This window comes from Paenibacillus algorifonticola (assembly GCF_050481745.1).
GTDB lineage: Bacteria > Bacillota > Bacilli > Paenibacillales > Paenibacillaceae > Pristimantibacillus > Pristimantibacillus algorifonticola_A.
Genome location: NZ_JBCNGR010000036.1, coordinates 139,315 through 154,350, shown reverse-complemented (window position 1 = coordinate 154,350; position 15,036 = coordinate 139,315). Strand labels below are relative to the sequence as shown.

Genomic DNA, 15,036 nt, shown 5'->3' with positions numbered 1-15,036 from the left:
TCACTTATGTTGATCCTGACTGTCGTTAATCGCCTTCTCCATCTGTTTCAGACCTTCTTCCACCGATTCCTGCTTCGTCACCATCAGCTGGAAATGATCATTGATTTGCTTGAAGAAAAAATCTCGATCGGCAATCGGCCCAATCCATTCGCCTAATTCAAGAATGGCGAGCGGTGTTGCCATGTATGGATTCGCCCCCAGAAACGCCGGATCTTCGGCAATTTCTTTTTTCGCCGGCACGGTAAAGGTGCTTAAGTTCCATTCGCGCAGGTTATCCTTGGAAGAGAGGAAGGCGATGAAATCAGCGGCGGCCTGCTGCTGCTTGCTCTGCCCGGCAATGACGACGCCCCAGCCGGATTCGGCGGCAAACACAGGCGGCTCAGACGTAAAGGAAGGAACCGGCACATATTCGAAATCGTTCACCTTATAGTTGGTAAGCCCTGCGGCTATGGTCCAAGGTCCGCGATACGTCATAGCCGAGCTGCCTCGGTAAAAATAATCGGAAGTGTCAAGCTCGCCGCCAAACGAAGTCAGATCGGCCACTTTATCGTCAGCGACTAAGGCGACTAAAGCACTCATCGCTTTCACCGCTTCCGGCGTCTGGAAATTCACATGCTCCCCATCCCCCCAGTAAGCTGCTTTTTGCTGCAAAATCAAGGAGAGAAACGTAAAGGTGATGTTGTCGGCGGAAACAAAATCAAAGCCTTTAACTTTGAGGGTGTTGCCTTCGCGAACGGTGAGCAGCTTAGCCGCTTCCACCAGCTCATCCCATGTAGCCGGAGGATGGGCTATTCCTTTATCCTTAAGCATTTGAGGATGGACCAGCATGCCGCCATTTTCAATATTAAATTCGAGCGGCAGGCCATACAGCTTGTTTTGCCATACATAGCCGCCTAGCGGGGCCTCGTAATACTCTTTCATTATGCTTTCGCCATTCGGGATTTCGGCCAGCAAGCCGTTTCGGGAATACTCTGGCACCCAGGTGCCGAACATTTCTGCAAGATCTGGTGGGGTTTTGGCGGTAAACGCCGCTTTAAGCTTCTGGTTGTAAACATCATAGGGGAAGGATTGATAGTCAATTTCTACATCGGGGTGTAAGGTTTGATAGCTTTCGATCATTTTTTTGTAGGCATTCATGATGGCATCTTCCTGGTGGCTCCAAAAAACAAGCTTGGTTTTGCCTGATTTTGTTTCGTTTGCAGCCTCTGGGGCGGCATTTGCACAACCAATAGTTGCAAAAATGATGCAAATCACTGAAAAAATTGCAGGAAACCTTGAAAACCTCATAGAAACTCCCCTTTCAAGCCTATGTATAAGATTTCATTCCTTAATCTCATGAAAAATATAACGCAATCGCTATGAGAAGTCAATTCATTTTTTTCATATTATTTGCAAAAATTAAGCAATAATTTTTCAATTTTTGCAACTATTTTCGAGTTGACCGCACGATTTTTTTTACTTAACATAAGGAGTAAGATTTTCAACGCCCATTAACCCGTTTCTCCAATAGGAAATTAAAGGATGGTTGTGTCATGCCCACATTAAAAGATATAGCCGAGCGCGTAGGCGTCTCTATCTCCACCGTCTCCCGCGTCCTGGCCGATGAATCTGGCCGCGCCATCAATAGCAAGATCAAGCAGCAAATCTGGGATACCGCACGCGATTTGGGCTACCCGCTCAAAACGGCAGCCCAGGAAAGCCAGCCGGTCGCCAAAGGAATTGGCTGCGTCGTCTCCACGATGCAGGACCGCCACTACCACCCGTATTTCTCGGTTATTTTTGATGGAATTGAGAAAGAATTGTCACGGAGCGGCCATAAAATTGCTTTCACGTATACGCAAGAAGATTTGAAAAGACCTGAAATTTTGCGCCAGGTGACCGATGCCAATCAGGTGGAAGGCATTATCGTCGTCGAAGGAATTGAGAGCAAGCTTTACAGCCACTTGAAAAAGCATATTAAGCATATCGTCGGTGTCGATGTCTCCGATCCCAGCATTCCAACGATTTCTTATGACCGTGTCGAGGCGGCGCGCATTGCCGTCAAGCATCTAATCGATCAAGGGCATCGCGATATTTTGTTCATTGGCGGAACGGGCCTGTCTGGAAAATTCGAACGGGAGAAAAGATACCGCGGCTACAAGCTAGCGCTGGAGCAGGCGGGACTGACCAGCCAGCCGCACCATATTTTGAATGCGGAATGGGAACCGGACAAAGCCTATCGCCTCGTGCTGCAATATGTCGATGAGCATTTAGGCCAATTGCCGACTGCGATTTTTGCAGCCAGCGACATTATGGCCATGGCCGCTATGCGGGCCATTTCGGAGAAGGGCTATCGCACGCCGCATGACTTTGCCATCGTCGGCTTTGACGATAATGAGCCATCACGCTACACCGTGCCGCCGCTGTCAACGATTCACATACCGACTTATGAAATCGGCATTGTCGCCGCCAGAACCATTTTGCAGTGCATTCAGTCTCCTTATCCGCTGCCTATCAAAATTTTGCTGCCGTTTGAGCCGATTTTCCGCCAATCCAGCGCCTATCAAATTCCGCAAGCCTAGCAGCGTTTCCAGCCCAAACCCAATCATCTGCCCAAATCGGCCGCAAATGAAACAAACCTCGCCTTCCGTCATGTTCACGGCTGGGAGGTTTGTTGTTTTGCCCATTTTATTTATAGAGCAGTTTCTTCGGTTATGACACTATTGATCCGTTAGTTCATTTCCTTAATAGACTCACGGAGGCTCTTAGGAAGATTTTTGACAACCATCTCGTAAGAGTGGTCAATCATGACAAAGATATCCGAATCCGGCAAGGAACCATCCATTAGGATGGTATTCCAGTGCTTTTTGTTCATATGGTAGCCTGGTCGAACACTTTCATGCTGCTCTCGCAGATTTTCCGCAATTGCCGGGTCACATTTTAAATTTAAGTAAGAATAGTCCCCTTTGCGTTCAAAAATAAGCGCGAACATTTTACCTGCAATTTTGAGTACCAATGGATCGGGTCCGAACGGATAATCCTTAGTCGCTCCTTTCTTCTTTAAACCATATTCGATAATCGCATTCATCAAATTAGCACCTCTCCGTATGTATAGCCACTTTCTGTTCTTCACACGCCTGCTTAAGCCAGCCCTCCGGCTGCTCATTCGTAATAATCCCGCTCGCCTGACGCAGCGGAATAACGGTAAACAAGGCGCTTTTCTCCAGCTTGCTTTGATCAAACACGGCGTATACGTGGCTGGAGCGCGCAATAAGCAGCTGGGCGATGCGCACCTCAAGCTCGGCATGCATCGTAAACCCATGCTCCAGGGAAACACCGTCTACTCCCAAAAACATTTTCGTAATATTGATCTTCTCAATTACACTTTCCGCAAGTGGACCGATCAATTCGTAGCTCTTCGCTCGCATGACGCCGCCAATGACGACAACCTGAATATCATCCGCATCAGCTAACTCCGAGGCAATGTTGACTGCATTGGTTACAATCGTAATGTTGCGATGCCGCTTGAGTGCTCTGGCGATAAAATACGTCGTCGTGCCTCCTGTGAGACAGACGATATCGCCTTCCTTCACTAGCGCCGCAGCCGCTTCGGCAATACGCTCTTTGTCCTCCCGCTGAGAAAAGCGCTTATCGGCAAAAGGGAGCTCCGATGACGGCAATTGCTGCTGCTTGAGCGTTCCCTCATAAATCGCGCCGCCGATCGTACGCACGATTTGGCCCGACTTCTCCAGCCAGTCCAGGTCACGCCTTGCCGTCGCTTCGGAGCAGCCGATTTCCTCCGTTATTTCTTGAACCGATATTTTACCGCGCCCTTTAATGAGCTCCAATACCTTTGATCTGCGCAGCTCGCTTTTTGAATATTCCATCGCTCTCTCCTTTAATAAATCGGAGTCCGTCCTCCATGCTAATCCTCATTTTGGCGGATGAAGAGCCGGATTGCAAGACGCTTGGCCAAAACAGCGCGGAGCAGCCTTATAAAGCTGTTACCCGCACCTGCCCCACATAAGCCTGGAACAACGCATAGTCGATATCGCCCGCCTTATCTGACATGGCATTGGCTGACGCGGCTGCCGCAGCTACGCGCAGCCTTTCCATTGGCAAACCGCCATGCTCCAGCGCAAACGCCATGCCCGCAACGAAGGAATCCCCGCAGCCAACTGTGTTTACCGCACGGATCGCAGGCGGCGTAACCCGGTAGCCTTCGCCATCGATAAACGCAATAGCCCCGCGCCCGCCCAGCGTCACGCACACCTCAGCAATTCCCCGGCTGGCAAGCTGCCGTGCGCCATCGATTTTCTCCGCCTCGCTTAGCTCCGTCTTCCCAAGCCATTGCTCCAGCTCCTGCTCATTCGGCTTTATAAAATAAGGAAGCGCCAGCAGCCCGCTGCTAAATGCAGCACCGCTGGCATCTAGAAAGGCTTGGGCCTTCGTCGATCGAATAATCGCGATCAGCTCGGCGTACAAATCTTCCGGAGCTTTCGGGGGCAAGCTGCCGGACAACACAACTACGCTGGATTGCAGTGCCAGCCTGCGCAGCGTTTTTTTCAGCTCAGACAGCTGCTTCTCTTCCATCGCAGGCCCCTGTTCAAGCAGCTCCGTCGACCTGCCGCTGGATTGCTCTATAATGTTCAGGCATACGCGAGATTCCCCCTCCCCACGCACGAAGGAGGTATGAATGCCGCGCTCCGCCAAGCCCCGTTCAATAAAAGAGCCATTGCTTCCAGCGATAAACCCGGTTGCAGCGACGTCGCTCCCCAGCTGCCGAATCACCTTGGCCGCATTGTTGCCCTTGCCGCCGGGCTCGGCGATTTGCCTGGCTACCCGCTGTACACTGCCAGCTGCAAAGGAGCTGACGTAATAGGTTTTATCAATAGCTGGATTAAGCGTTACGGTCGTAATCATCGCATATCGCCGGCTTTGGACGCACAACCGCATAGCTGCATTTTCTCAATTGCCAGCTGCTTAACCGCTTCTTTGGCGGGAACCATATATTTACGCGGATCATTTTCCCCAGAATGGGCGGAAAACACCTGCTTAATGCCTTCCGAAAATACGATGCGCAGCTCTGTTGCAACGTTCATCTTCGCCATGCCCAGCGCCACGGCCTTTCTCACCTGCTCCGCCGGAATGCCTGACCCCCCATGCAGCACTAACGGAACCGCAACACGCTCGGCTATTTGTGCAATGCGGACAAAATCGATGTTGGGCTCTCCCTTATAAATGCCATGTGCCGTACCAATCGCGGGAGCTAATGTGTTGACGCCTGTAAGCTCGATAAACCGTCTGCATTCCTCCGGGTCCGCAAGGGATGCCTCATGCTCATCGACGACAATATCATCCTCCACACCGCCCACCTTGCCTAGCTCCGCCTCCACATTCACACCAGCAGCTGCCGCAACCTCCATCACCTTGCGCGTGCGCTCTACATTTTCCTCAAAGGCAAACATCGAAGCATCAATCATAACCGACGTATAGCCCGCCCGAATGCACTGGATAATCGTTGAAAAATCAGTGCAATGATCGAGATGCAGCGCGATCGGAAGTCCCGTCCGATTAGCCGCAACCTTGGCGGCCGCAGCCACATAGTCAGGCCCCAAATGCTTGACTGTTCCGACCGTCGTTTGAATAATTAACGGCGACTGCGTTTCAGCCGCAGCCTCCACAACCGCCTGCAGCATTTCCAGCGTATGGACGTTAAAAGCGCCTACAGCATATTTGCTTTTACGGGCGATTTGCAGCATTTCCGTCGATGAGATAAGTGGCATAATAAGTTCCCCCTTCATAATGGGCGCTTGTTCCTATTGCTCGAGCTTCCGCTCTTTGACCGATCATATCCTGCCCATTTGTGATTATGATAATCTCTATATTTGATTTTTACAATCTTTTTTTGATCAACCCGATTAAAATAGCTAGATTTAGTGATTAAACTCTCGTAAAACAGATCGAAATTTTCATATTTTGATTGTAAAAATCTTTTTTTGATTGAAATGCTTCTCGAAATGATTTAAGCTTACGCTACAGAAGAAATTCGATATAGGAGGTTTTTGTTCATGAGTTTAACGTATAGCGAGATTAAGCAGCAGTATGGCGCCTTGCAGCAAACCTACGATTATTTGTTAGGCAGACGGGAAGAAATCATCACTTTTATTAAAAAATTATCTCCAGCTTCCATCACCTTCGTCGGGTGCGGCTCCAGCTACTGCCTAAGCGAATCCGCTTCGCGCTCCTTTCAGCTGCGTGCAGGCGTCCCATCCAGCGCCTTGGCGGGAGGCGACCTCTTATTGAATAGCGCGCGCTACAAGCCGCTGCTGACAAATACGCTGCTCATCGCCCCCTCCCGTTCAGGCAGCACGAGCGAAGTAGTTGAGGCAGTGAAGAAACTCAAAGCCGAGATGACGCTTCCTGTGCTCGCCATCTCCTGCGTGATAGATTCGCCCCTTTCCCAGCAAGCCGATTTATCTCTGGAGCTGCCTTGGGCATTCGATCATAGCGTCTGCCAGACACGCACCGTCACCAATCTTTATGTGGCCAATCTCCTGATAGCCGCCTTTCTTGCCGAGGACGAGCCGATCATTGCCGATATTCAAAAAGCAATTAGCCAAGGCGAAACCTTCATGACACGCGTCGAAAGCAGCATTCGCCAAGCAGCCAGCTTCGCATGGACAAATGCTGTTGTGCTCGCTGACGGTGAGCTGCAAGGACTAGCCGCTGAAGGCGCCATCGCTATAACGGAAATTGCCAACGCACAGGCCCACGCCTTCCATCTGCTTGATGTAAGGCACGGCCCGATGGTAACCATCGGCTCCGATACACTCGTTATCGCGGCAATTTCAAGTGATGAAGGCGGGCATCAGCGCAAGCTTATGCGCGATATTAAAGCGCGGGGCGCCAAACTGATCGCCTTCACTGACGATGCAGACGCCATCCCGGACGAATATATTGATCTCGCCATTGTTTCAGATCATCAGCTCGACCCCGCCGTGCAGGGCATTCCTTTTATTTTCATCCCGCAAATTGCCGCCTTAACGAAAGCCTTAGCCGAAGGGATTAATCCCGATCAGCCCGATGGGCTGGACGCTTGGGTCAAGCTATAAATGAGGCAAAGCTCTCCGAAATAAAATGCTAAACAACAAAAAGGCAGCTCGGACGTTAATCTTTCGTCCGAGCTGCCTTTGTTCATTTTCAATGGGATTCATTCATTTCTCGCCGAAATTGAATCCGCAAAGCGCGATTGCTCATTAATCCACTTTGGAAGTCAATTCCTTAATCGCCGCCATTAGATCGCCTTCGCCCGCAAGCGGAAGCTTGAGCGATTGCTCGCCATACGTCCATACGAGGTCGGTTTTCTTCGCCGTGAACGGCGATACGATGCCGTATTGCTGGGCGTCAAGGAAGATTTTGTTCGCTTCGCCCATCGTTTCGATATATGCGTCCGAAGCCGCTTTGTTAGCAGGAATCGAATAGCCCTGCTTCGCAAGCTCCGTCTGCCCTTCTGGGCCCGAAAGCCATGCCAGCAGCTTGTAAGCTGCCGCTTCATGCTTCGTATTAGCGCTGATTGCCATGCCTGCTGGCTGGACAACCGTTTGGTTCGTCTTGAATTTCGGCAAATAAGAGATGCCGTAATCAATGCCCGCTTCTTTATAGTTGGCCGTATTCCAGCTGCCGCCCGGATTCATTGCAACCTTGCCCGTAGTAATCGCAAGGTTGACCTGGCCGCCAAGCCCTTCGATTTGCGCAGGCGTTGTGTTGATCTTTTTATTTTTCGTCAAATCAATAAAATATTGCAGCACTTCTATCGATTCCGGCGTATCGAGCGCAAGCGTTCCATCATCATTGACGAGCTTGCCGCCGTTTGACCACAGCTCAGGCTCCAGGAACCAGTCCATTGTCGAGCCTGGGGAAATCGAAAGGCCCCATTGGACAATATTCTTGCCATCAAAGCCCGCTTCGCCAGCGTTTTTGCCATTTTTATCAAACGTCAGCTTCGTTGCGATGTCGGTAATTTCATCCCAAGTCGGCTCAAGCGATGGCACCGGCGCCTTCAGCGGGTTTGTTTTTTCATCAGAGAACAGCGCTTTATTGTAGTACCATACGATGACGTTCGCATCAATAGGCAGCGACACCTGCTTGCCCTGATATTTATGGAGACCCAGCAGGCTCGGATCCACATTGTTCAAATCAAATTTGTTGTCGGCGAGCAAGCCGTCCAGCTCTTTAAAAATGCCCAGCTCCGCATATTTCTCTACATAAGCATAGCTGGTTTTGAATACGTCCGGAAGCGTACCGCCAGCGGCATTCGCCGTCAGTCCGTCCCAGTAGCTGCCCCAGTCTTTGCCTTCCAGCTTGACCGTAATGCCCGGATTAGCCGTCATAAACTTGTTTAGCAATTCCTGTGTGCGCTGAAGCTCCTCGGCCGTTCCCCACTGGGAATAGGTAATCGTTACAGCCTCTTCAGCTGGCGCGCTGGAATTGCCGCCGGCACTTGCTGGATTCGCCGTATTCGTCTGTCCGCCTGCATTGCCGCCTCCACAGCCCGTTACAAGAATAGACGTTGCCAACAACGTAGTACCAACACTCAACTTCCATTTGCTCTTCGTTTTCATATACAGTTCCCCTTTTACGTCATGTAGAAAGCAAGAAAACCAGAAACAGACCGCGCCATTACCCTTTGGAGCCCGTCAGCACCACCCCTTCCACAATGTAGCGTTGTGCGAAGAAATAAAGCAGGCCAATCGGAATGATGCTAATGAAAGCACCGGCAGCAAGCGCCGGGAAATCCTGGCTTGTTTGTCCAATCAGCAGCTGCAGGCCAACACTCAGCGTGAACAGCTCATTATTTTTGATATACAGAAACGGTCCGAGAAAATCGAGCCAAGAGTTGACGAAAGCGAAAATGATCGTCGTAATAATAATCGGCTTGGAGAGCGGCATAATGACCCTTGCATATACGGTCCAGCGATTGCCGCCATCGAGATAAGTCGCTTCATCAAGCTCCTGCGGAATCGTCAGAAAAAATTGCCGGAATAGAAAAATGTAATAAGCGCCTCCGAGCCAGGCCGGAACGATCAGCGGCAGCCACGTATCGATCCACCCCAGCTTCGCAAACAGCACATACGATGGAATCATCATAATAGACGGCGGAATCATCAACGTCAGCAGCACGATCGGAAAAAGCTTATCCCGGTATTTCGTCGCAAAACGCGAAAATCCATAAGCCACAATGGAGCTGGAAACGACAGCGCCCAAAGCGACGAAAAACGAAATCGCAAAGGAATTTTGAATCCACTGCCACATCATCGGCTGGACGGCAAACAATCGTTCAAACGCCTCAAAGTTCATATGTTCCGGAAAAATAGTCGGCGGCACCTTGTACGTCTCCGCCTTCGTCTTCATCATGGTCGAGAGCAACCACACGAGAGGCCCTACAAATAACACCAACGCTATGAGAAGCAATGCATATTTGGAGACCGTTGCTGTTATGCTGCTCTTTTGCCCGCCATTCATATAGATCCCCCTATCTCTCTCCTTCGTAATACACGAAGCGGTTCGATATTTTCATCAGCACAAAGGTGACGAGCGAGATCAGCGCAAACAGAAAGATCGATTGTGACATCGCCATGCTGAACTTCAAGTCGGTAAAGGCCGATTTGTAAATATTGTAGACAAATGTATAAGCTGCGTAGTTCGGACCGCCCTTGGAGAGCAGCAGCGCTTCTGTAAACATTTGAAAGTTGTACATCGTTTGAATGATGATGACGAATAAAATCGAAGGGCTGATCATCGGCAGCGTGATGGCTAAAAATTTGCGAGCACCAGCCGCTCCATCAATTTCAGCTGCTTCATACAAATGCCTTGGCACATTTTTGAGCGCCGCCAGAAAGATCAGCACCCCGCTTCCCGAAATCCACACCTGCAGCAGGATGATAACCGGCTTAATCGTATGCTCGCCGCCGAGCCAATCGGTTTTGTCGAAGCCAAGCAGGCCAAGTCCCGCATTCAAGATGCCAAATTCCGCATTGAAGACGAGCCGCCAAATAATGACGGTTGCCACAATTGGCACAAGCGTAGGCAAGTAATAGAAGGTACGGAACAACGCAATGCCCTTCACATTAAAATTAAGCAGCATCGCCAGCACCAGCATGCCCGCTGTTACGATCGGAACACCGAAAACGACGAAATACATCGTGTTAAGCAAGCTTTTCAGAAAAATCGGATCATCGATCATATGAATGAAGTTATCGAAGCCGACAAAGTTATAATGGACCGCGCCTGGCAGCTTCGCATCCGTAAACGCGTAAAACACTGAAGTACCGAATGGAATCAGGAAGAAGATCGTAAAGCCAATGATCCACGGCATAATAAATAGGAAAAACAGCAATGTGTCATATTTTCGCAAGCTATTCATCATGACACCCCTTAGCCAGTGATTTCTTCTAAATAGACGTACCGTTCTTCTAAAATGGATTTTTCGGCAGCGAGCGCGATCAGCAGCGCATTACGTCCAACCTGGGCCGTCGCAAACGGCTGCCTGCCTTCCCTTACACATTTCAAGAAATCGATACGCTGCGTTTGGCCACCTGTATGTCCGCCCATAATCGAATCCGACGTTACGTCAATGTCGAGATGATCCTTCGTCCAATCCTCACCGCCAACGATATCAATCGTCTTGTCATTGCGTGCAACCATCTGTCCGCCATTGTCGCCAATTAAGCCGATTTCAAGCCCTTCGCCAAGCAGGTTTCTCGGCTTCAAATACATGCACAGGCCCAGATTCGCTTTGCTGCCGTTATCATAATCAATCGTAATAAAGGCGTGATCGACGATCGACGTATCGGAAATATTTTTCGCTGGATAATGGCTGTAGGAATTCGTAATGAGGTTGTCTTGCCCCTGCTTCATCACATGCTGGCCGCCGGAAGCAAATACGCGTACTGGATTCGCCTGAATCATCCAGTTGAAAATATCAAAGTGATGGCAATCCTTCTCGACGATCGCTCCGCCCGACCTCGACTTGTCATAAAACCATTCGGTTGGCGGGAATGGATCACGGAACTCCTTGCACCACATTAGCTTCACATCGCCTAGACGCCCATTTTCCAGCTCCTTGGCCATCCGGCGGTACAAGTTCGAATAACGGTAAACGAGTCCGATTTGCAAAATGCGTCCGGATTTTTCTGCCGCTTCAATAATGGCATCGCAATCTTCAATCGTGTGGGCAACTGGCTTTTCCAGAAAAACATGCTTGCCTGCCTCCAGAAAAGCAACAGCCACCTCGCGGTGCAAATAGTTCGGAACGCTGATGACAACCGCATCCACATCTTCTTTTTGCAGCAGCTCACGGTAATCCGTCACAATAATCGGGCTGCTGTTTTTAAGCTCAGCAACGGTACGCGCTACGTTAGCTTCGTTCATATCGCAGATATAACGAACGTCACTACCCGGAAGCAAATCAAAACCGATGCAATGATGCGATCCCATATCGCCAACACCGATAAAAGCCATTCTAATGTTCCCCATGTCTACACACTCCGTTGTCATAAATTTTGCGGTATTCGTTATTAACCGCGCTTCATGTTAGGTTATCTAACAAAGTTTTGTATCTGTTACGATAGTAAAACAGTTCGCCCATGTTGTCAATCAATTTTTGGCTAATTTCTCGCTATATTTGCGGCAAATATAATTACATTTGCTAAAAACCTTGATTTAACTGGGGTTCCATCAGGTTTTCAAAGTTATAAAACGCTTACAAGATACTGTTTGTCACACCTCTCTTTTCATTCCGTTAAGTATTTGCCGCAAATTTATTTCATTTGATATAGATTATTACATGGATTTGAAGTTTGTCAACTGCTTTATATTTAGGCAAATTTCATGTGGAAATTGGAAATTTTCTCTTGTTCTGTATACTCATATCGCCTATAATGCAACATATAACCGACTTCTGCATTATGAAAATCCCTCAAATTATTTGCCGCAAATTTTCACTTTTTAAAAATCTATCACCTAGATGCTCCTGCTCACATGCTCTCATGAAGGTAACAAATTAAAAGCAGATTCGGTAAGCTTTGGACAAGCCGCTTTTCTGCTGAAGGGAGGTGATTTACCTGTAAAATGGAAGGATAGCTGGCCATTCGTTCGCTTGAAGGTCCTAGCGGGACAACCCTATAACCCAAGGAGGTTTACCATGTTTAAAGCAGCCGGCAACAACAAGCTATTGGTCCATTTATTTTTGATTTTTGCGCTCATCTTCGCGATCTTTCAACCGATTGGCACCGTTCCGGAAGCACAAGCCGCTACCATTACGGTCGATGGCAATGTAAGCGATTGGAGCAGCATTAATGCGCTCGCTACAGGTACGGGAGCCGCTCAAAGCTTCAAAATGACAAACGATGGAACAAATCTTTATTTGCTCATTCAAGGCTCAGGCTTAAGCACGGGAACGGGCAGCTTTTGGCTGAATATCGACAACAATACCGCAACGGGCTATCAGGCATCAGGCTGGGGCGCTACTGGCATCGAATGGCTGCTGGAAAATGCCGGGTTATACCGCTATGCGGGAACCGGCAGCAACTGGAGCTGGACTGCCACTACCACCCTCTCCTCCTCCCAATTTTTCCGCAGCCCAACCGTTATTGAAGTCGCCATACCTCTGGCCACTTTACAGATCAGCGCTGGAAGCACCATTCAAGCTGGCTACATTGATAACAACTCCACAACCTCGCGGCTGCCTGCGGCAAGCCAGACGCTGCCCTCTTATTTGCTTACTTCCAGCGGCGGGCCCAGCGACCCTGGCGGAGCGACAACGGTCGCATACCCGGTTGAGCTGGACAGCCCGCTTAATAATCCGTTTAAAGGCTGGGCTCCATCGGCTAAAACGACAGGCTACCCCCAGCAGCACAAGCTCGTTTATGCTGGGGTAACCTGGAAGGAGCTTGAATCGACGAAGGGAACGTATAATTTCGCTGCGATTGAAAGCACGAATAATTTCGCTCATTGGAACAGCCTAGGCGTTAAAGTTGTGCTGCGGTTTATTCTAGACAGCCCAACTGGCGCAGCACACCGGGATATTCCCGATTGGCTTTATAATGATATGGTCGCGCTCGGCCAATCTCCAGGCACCGCCTATAACGATACGACAGGCGGAATGGGGACCGGCAACAATATGGGCTTTTCACCCAACTACAGCTCTGCTTATTTAATCGAGCGGCATAAGCTTGCTATTGAAGCGATCGCCGCCCGGTATAATACAAATGAACGTCCGGTCGCTTTTGTGCAAATTGGCTCGATTGGCCACTGGGCGGAATTTCACACATGGCCTTATGTAGGGCCAAATGGCGAAGCCAATTACACGGGCGCTTTCCCTCCAAATGCGATTTCGAATCAATATGTGCAGCATTATATTGATGCCTTCGCCGGCAAAGAGGACAAAATGCAGGTGCTGATCAGACGCAGCATTGCCCTTGCCAAAACGAACAATAAAGGCATGGTAATGGGCATGTTTAACGATGTGTTTGGACATAAAGACAGCTTTGATGCCGATTGGGGCTGGTACACAGGCACTCAAAATGGCTACTGGGACGACATCGGCCAGCAGCAGCCTGCGCATGCTAACTTTTGGGAGACGCGCATTTCTGGCGGGGAATTTTATGGCGGAACGTCCGGCATGACTGCCGCGCTCACTACGGGCAGCGGCTTTACGGAAACGCAACGCCAGACGGAGCTGAGCAAGCCAAGCTGGCTCGGTCCCAACTCGCCCGCTTCGCTCGCCGTAGGCAGCACGCTGCAAAGCAATATAGACACCCTGAAAAAACGGATGGGCTATCATTTTGTCGTGAAGGAAATTTCGCATCCAGCTGCCATAACCGGAAGCTCGCTTGCGACAACGATTAAGGTAGAAAATAAAGGTGTTCAGCACTTCCCATTCGGCTGGCCAGTCGAAATTCAGCTGCGCAGCGGCAATACGATCGTCGCGAAGAAGACGACAACCGCCGATTTGCGCACATGGAAAACAGGCACGTATACGATTACCGATTCAATCCCCGTCACCGGACTAGCTGCGGGAACCTATGATATCGCGATTGCGATCATCAGCCCGCAAACGAATGCGCCGGGCGTCGACTTTGCGAACACGAACAGGCTCGCTGATGGGGCTTTTAAGCTGAGTAGTGTGACGAAATAGTAGATTAGGGAATAAATTGGGGAGATGAACGTTGAAACGGCTGTCGAGGGTGCTCGACAGCCGTTTTTTTAATATATCATTTGTTTAACTAACTAGCCTCCTAAAAATCATACATTATCCAGGATGACATATACGAGAATAGTGTTATAATATGTATCTAAATATTGCTAAAGTAGGTGGAGTGTTATTTTAAACAAAAAATGGTTTCTATTCGTTCTAATCCTCACATTACTTATGATTCCTGCAAGTATCACTAATGCAGCCAATTCCAAACCAGAAGATTTGTTTAAGAAAAAATACCCGAAAGAGAAAATCTCCGTTAGCAAATCTGGAGACTTAAACAATGACAAAAAAGCTGAACATTTTATTTTGGCAGAGTCGGGAAACTTCTATTTTATCAATGCTAAAGGAGCAATTGAGCTTATCACTACAGGAATCATTAGCGATGAAGACTTTACGTCTCCAACGATTCAAATTTTCTCTGTTACCAAAACCGAGAAACATGTGGCAATAGCCTATGAATATTTTCCTTCCAACACTAGAATGGAAGTATTTAGATTAAAAAAGGCTTCGCTTGAAAGCGTCCTGGATATTATGGGGGATCAGGGGGTAACCATTAATAAGAAAGGGCAAGTGACTCAGCTGTGGAAAAAATACAATAATGAAGGCTGGTCACTAGCTGCTGCAGTGTATACGTGGAACTCCAAAACGGCCACCTATAAAGGGAGCGGACAACTTCCATAAATACAGCTCTAACTTTACTTCTGAGTAAAATTCCATACATCGAAACAAAAACCTATGAAATAGGCCTCCCTGTAAAAAATTTGACTGGGAGGCCTATTTGTTTGTTTTAGTAT

13 protein-coding genes are annotated in these 15,036 nt (G+C 49.0%); 4 read left to right on the top strand and 9 right to left on the bottom strand.

Annotated features, from left to right (window positions below; all coding sequences use genetic code 11):
* Complete coding sequence (locus tag ABEW34_RS25915; RefSeq protein ID WP_430162761.1) at positions 1–1,137, bottom strand: ABC transporter substrate-binding protein; 1,137 nt, start codon at positions 1,135–1,137, stop codon at positions 1–3.
* 395 nt (positions 1,138–1,532) lie between these two features.
* On the opposite strand from ABEW34_RS25915, the gene ABEW34_RS25910 reads away from it, so the two are divergent.
* The gene (locus ABEW34_RS25910) at positions 1,533–2,561 is read left to right on the top strand and encodes a LacI family DNA-binding transcriptional regulator (RefSeq protein ID WP_430162758.1); all 1,029 of its coding nucleotides are present in this window, start codon (positions 1,533–1,535) and stop codon (positions 2,559–2,561) included.
* A 149-nt stretch (positions 2,562–2,710) separates the two neighbouring features.
* On the opposite strand, the gene ABEW34_RS25905 is transcribed toward ABEW34_RS25910, so the two are convergent.
* The 4 genes from ABEW34_RS25905 to fba all read right to left on the bottom strand — a co-directional run bounded on the left by ABEW34_RS25905 (position 2,711) and on the right by fba (position 5,765).
* Entirely contained in the window at positions 2,711–3,070 is a 360-nt protein-coding gene (locus ABEW34_RS25905) for an MmcQ/YjbR family DNA-binding protein (protein WP_430162756.1), read from the bottom strand.
* Position 3,071: 1 nt separating this feature from the next.
* Complete coding sequence (locus ABEW34_RS25900) at positions 3,072–3,866, bottom strand: DeoR/GlpR family DNA-binding transcription regulator (protein WP_430162754.1); 795 nt, start codon at positions 3,864–3,866, stop codon at positions 3,072–3,074.
* A gap of 106 nt (positions 3,867–3,972) precedes the next feature.
* Positions 3,973–4,902 (bottom strand): 1-phosphofructokinase family hexose kinase, encoded by a 930-nt coding sequence (locus ABEW34_RS25895; protein WP_430162752.1) that lies wholly within the window; start codon positions 4,900–4,902, stop codon positions 3,973–3,975.
* Complete coding sequence (gene fba, locus ABEW34_RS25890; protein ID WP_430162749.1) at positions 4,899–5,765, bottom strand: class II fructose-1,6-bisphosphate aldolase; 867 nt, start codon at positions 5,763–5,765, stop codon at positions 4,899–4,901. The genes ABEW34_RS25895 and fba overlap by 4 nt, the downstream gene beginning before the upstream one ends.
* 285 nt (positions 5,766–6,050) lie before the next feature.
* On the opposite strand from fba, the gene ABEW34_RS25885 reads away from it, so the two are divergent.
* A complete protein-coding gene (locus ABEW34_RS25885; RefSeq protein ID WP_430162747.1) occupies positions 6,051–7,094 on the top strand; it encodes an SIS domain-containing protein in 1,044 nt (347 codons plus the stop codon).
* 144 nt (positions 7,095–7,238) lie between these two features.
* On the opposite strand, the gene ABEW34_RS25880 is transcribed toward ABEW34_RS25885, so the two are convergent.
* From ABEW34_RS25880 to ABEW34_RS25865, 4 genes are read right to left on the bottom strand one after another with little or no spacing between them, the layout of a single operon-like run.
* Positions 7,239–8,603, bottom strand: coding sequence for an ABC transporter substrate-binding protein (locus tag ABEW34_RS25880; RefSeq protein WP_430162745.1), 1,365 nt, complete (start codon positions 8,601–8,603; stop codon positions 7,239–7,241).
* Positions 8,604–8,661: 58 nt separating this feature from the next.
* The gene (locus ABEW34_RS25875) at positions 8,662–9,504 is read right to left on the bottom strand and encodes a carbohydrate ABC transporter permease (RefSeq protein WP_430162743.1); all 843 of its coding nucleotides are present in this window, start codon (positions 9,502–9,504) and stop codon (positions 8,662–8,664) included.
* 10 nt (positions 9,505–9,514) lie between these two features.
* Positions 9,515–10,405, bottom strand: a complete 891-nt coding sequence (locus ABEW34_RS25870) for a carbohydrate ABC transporter permease (RefSeq protein WP_430162740.1) — start codon at positions 10,403–10,405, stop codon at positions 9,515–9,517.
* 11 nt (positions 10,406–10,416) lie between these two features.
* On the bottom strand, positions 10,417–11,517 hold the full coding sequence (locus ABEW34_RS25865) for a Gfo/Idh/MocA family protein (protein ID WP_430162737.1): 1,101 nt from the start codon (positions 11,515–11,517) through the stop codon (positions 10,417–10,419).
* Between the two features lie 667 nt (positions 11,518–12,184).
* On the opposite strand from ABEW34_RS25865, the gene ABEW34_RS25860 reads away from it, so the two are divergent.
* Together ABEW34_RS25860 and ABEW34_RS25855 are read left to right on the top strand one after the other, a co-directional pair.
* Entirely contained in the window at positions 12,185–14,179 is a 1,995-nt protein-coding gene (locus ABEW34_RS25860; RefSeq protein WP_430162734.1) for a DUF4832 domain-containing protein, read from the top strand.
* A 282-nt stretch (positions 14,180–14,461) separates the two neighbouring features.
* Positions 14,462–14,923 (top strand): hypothetical protein, encoded by a 462-nt coding sequence (locus tag ABEW34_RS25855; protein ID WP_430162731.1) that lies wholly within the window; start codon positions 14,462–14,464, stop codon positions 14,921–14,923.
* Positions 14,924–15,036: the final 113 nt, after the last annotated feature.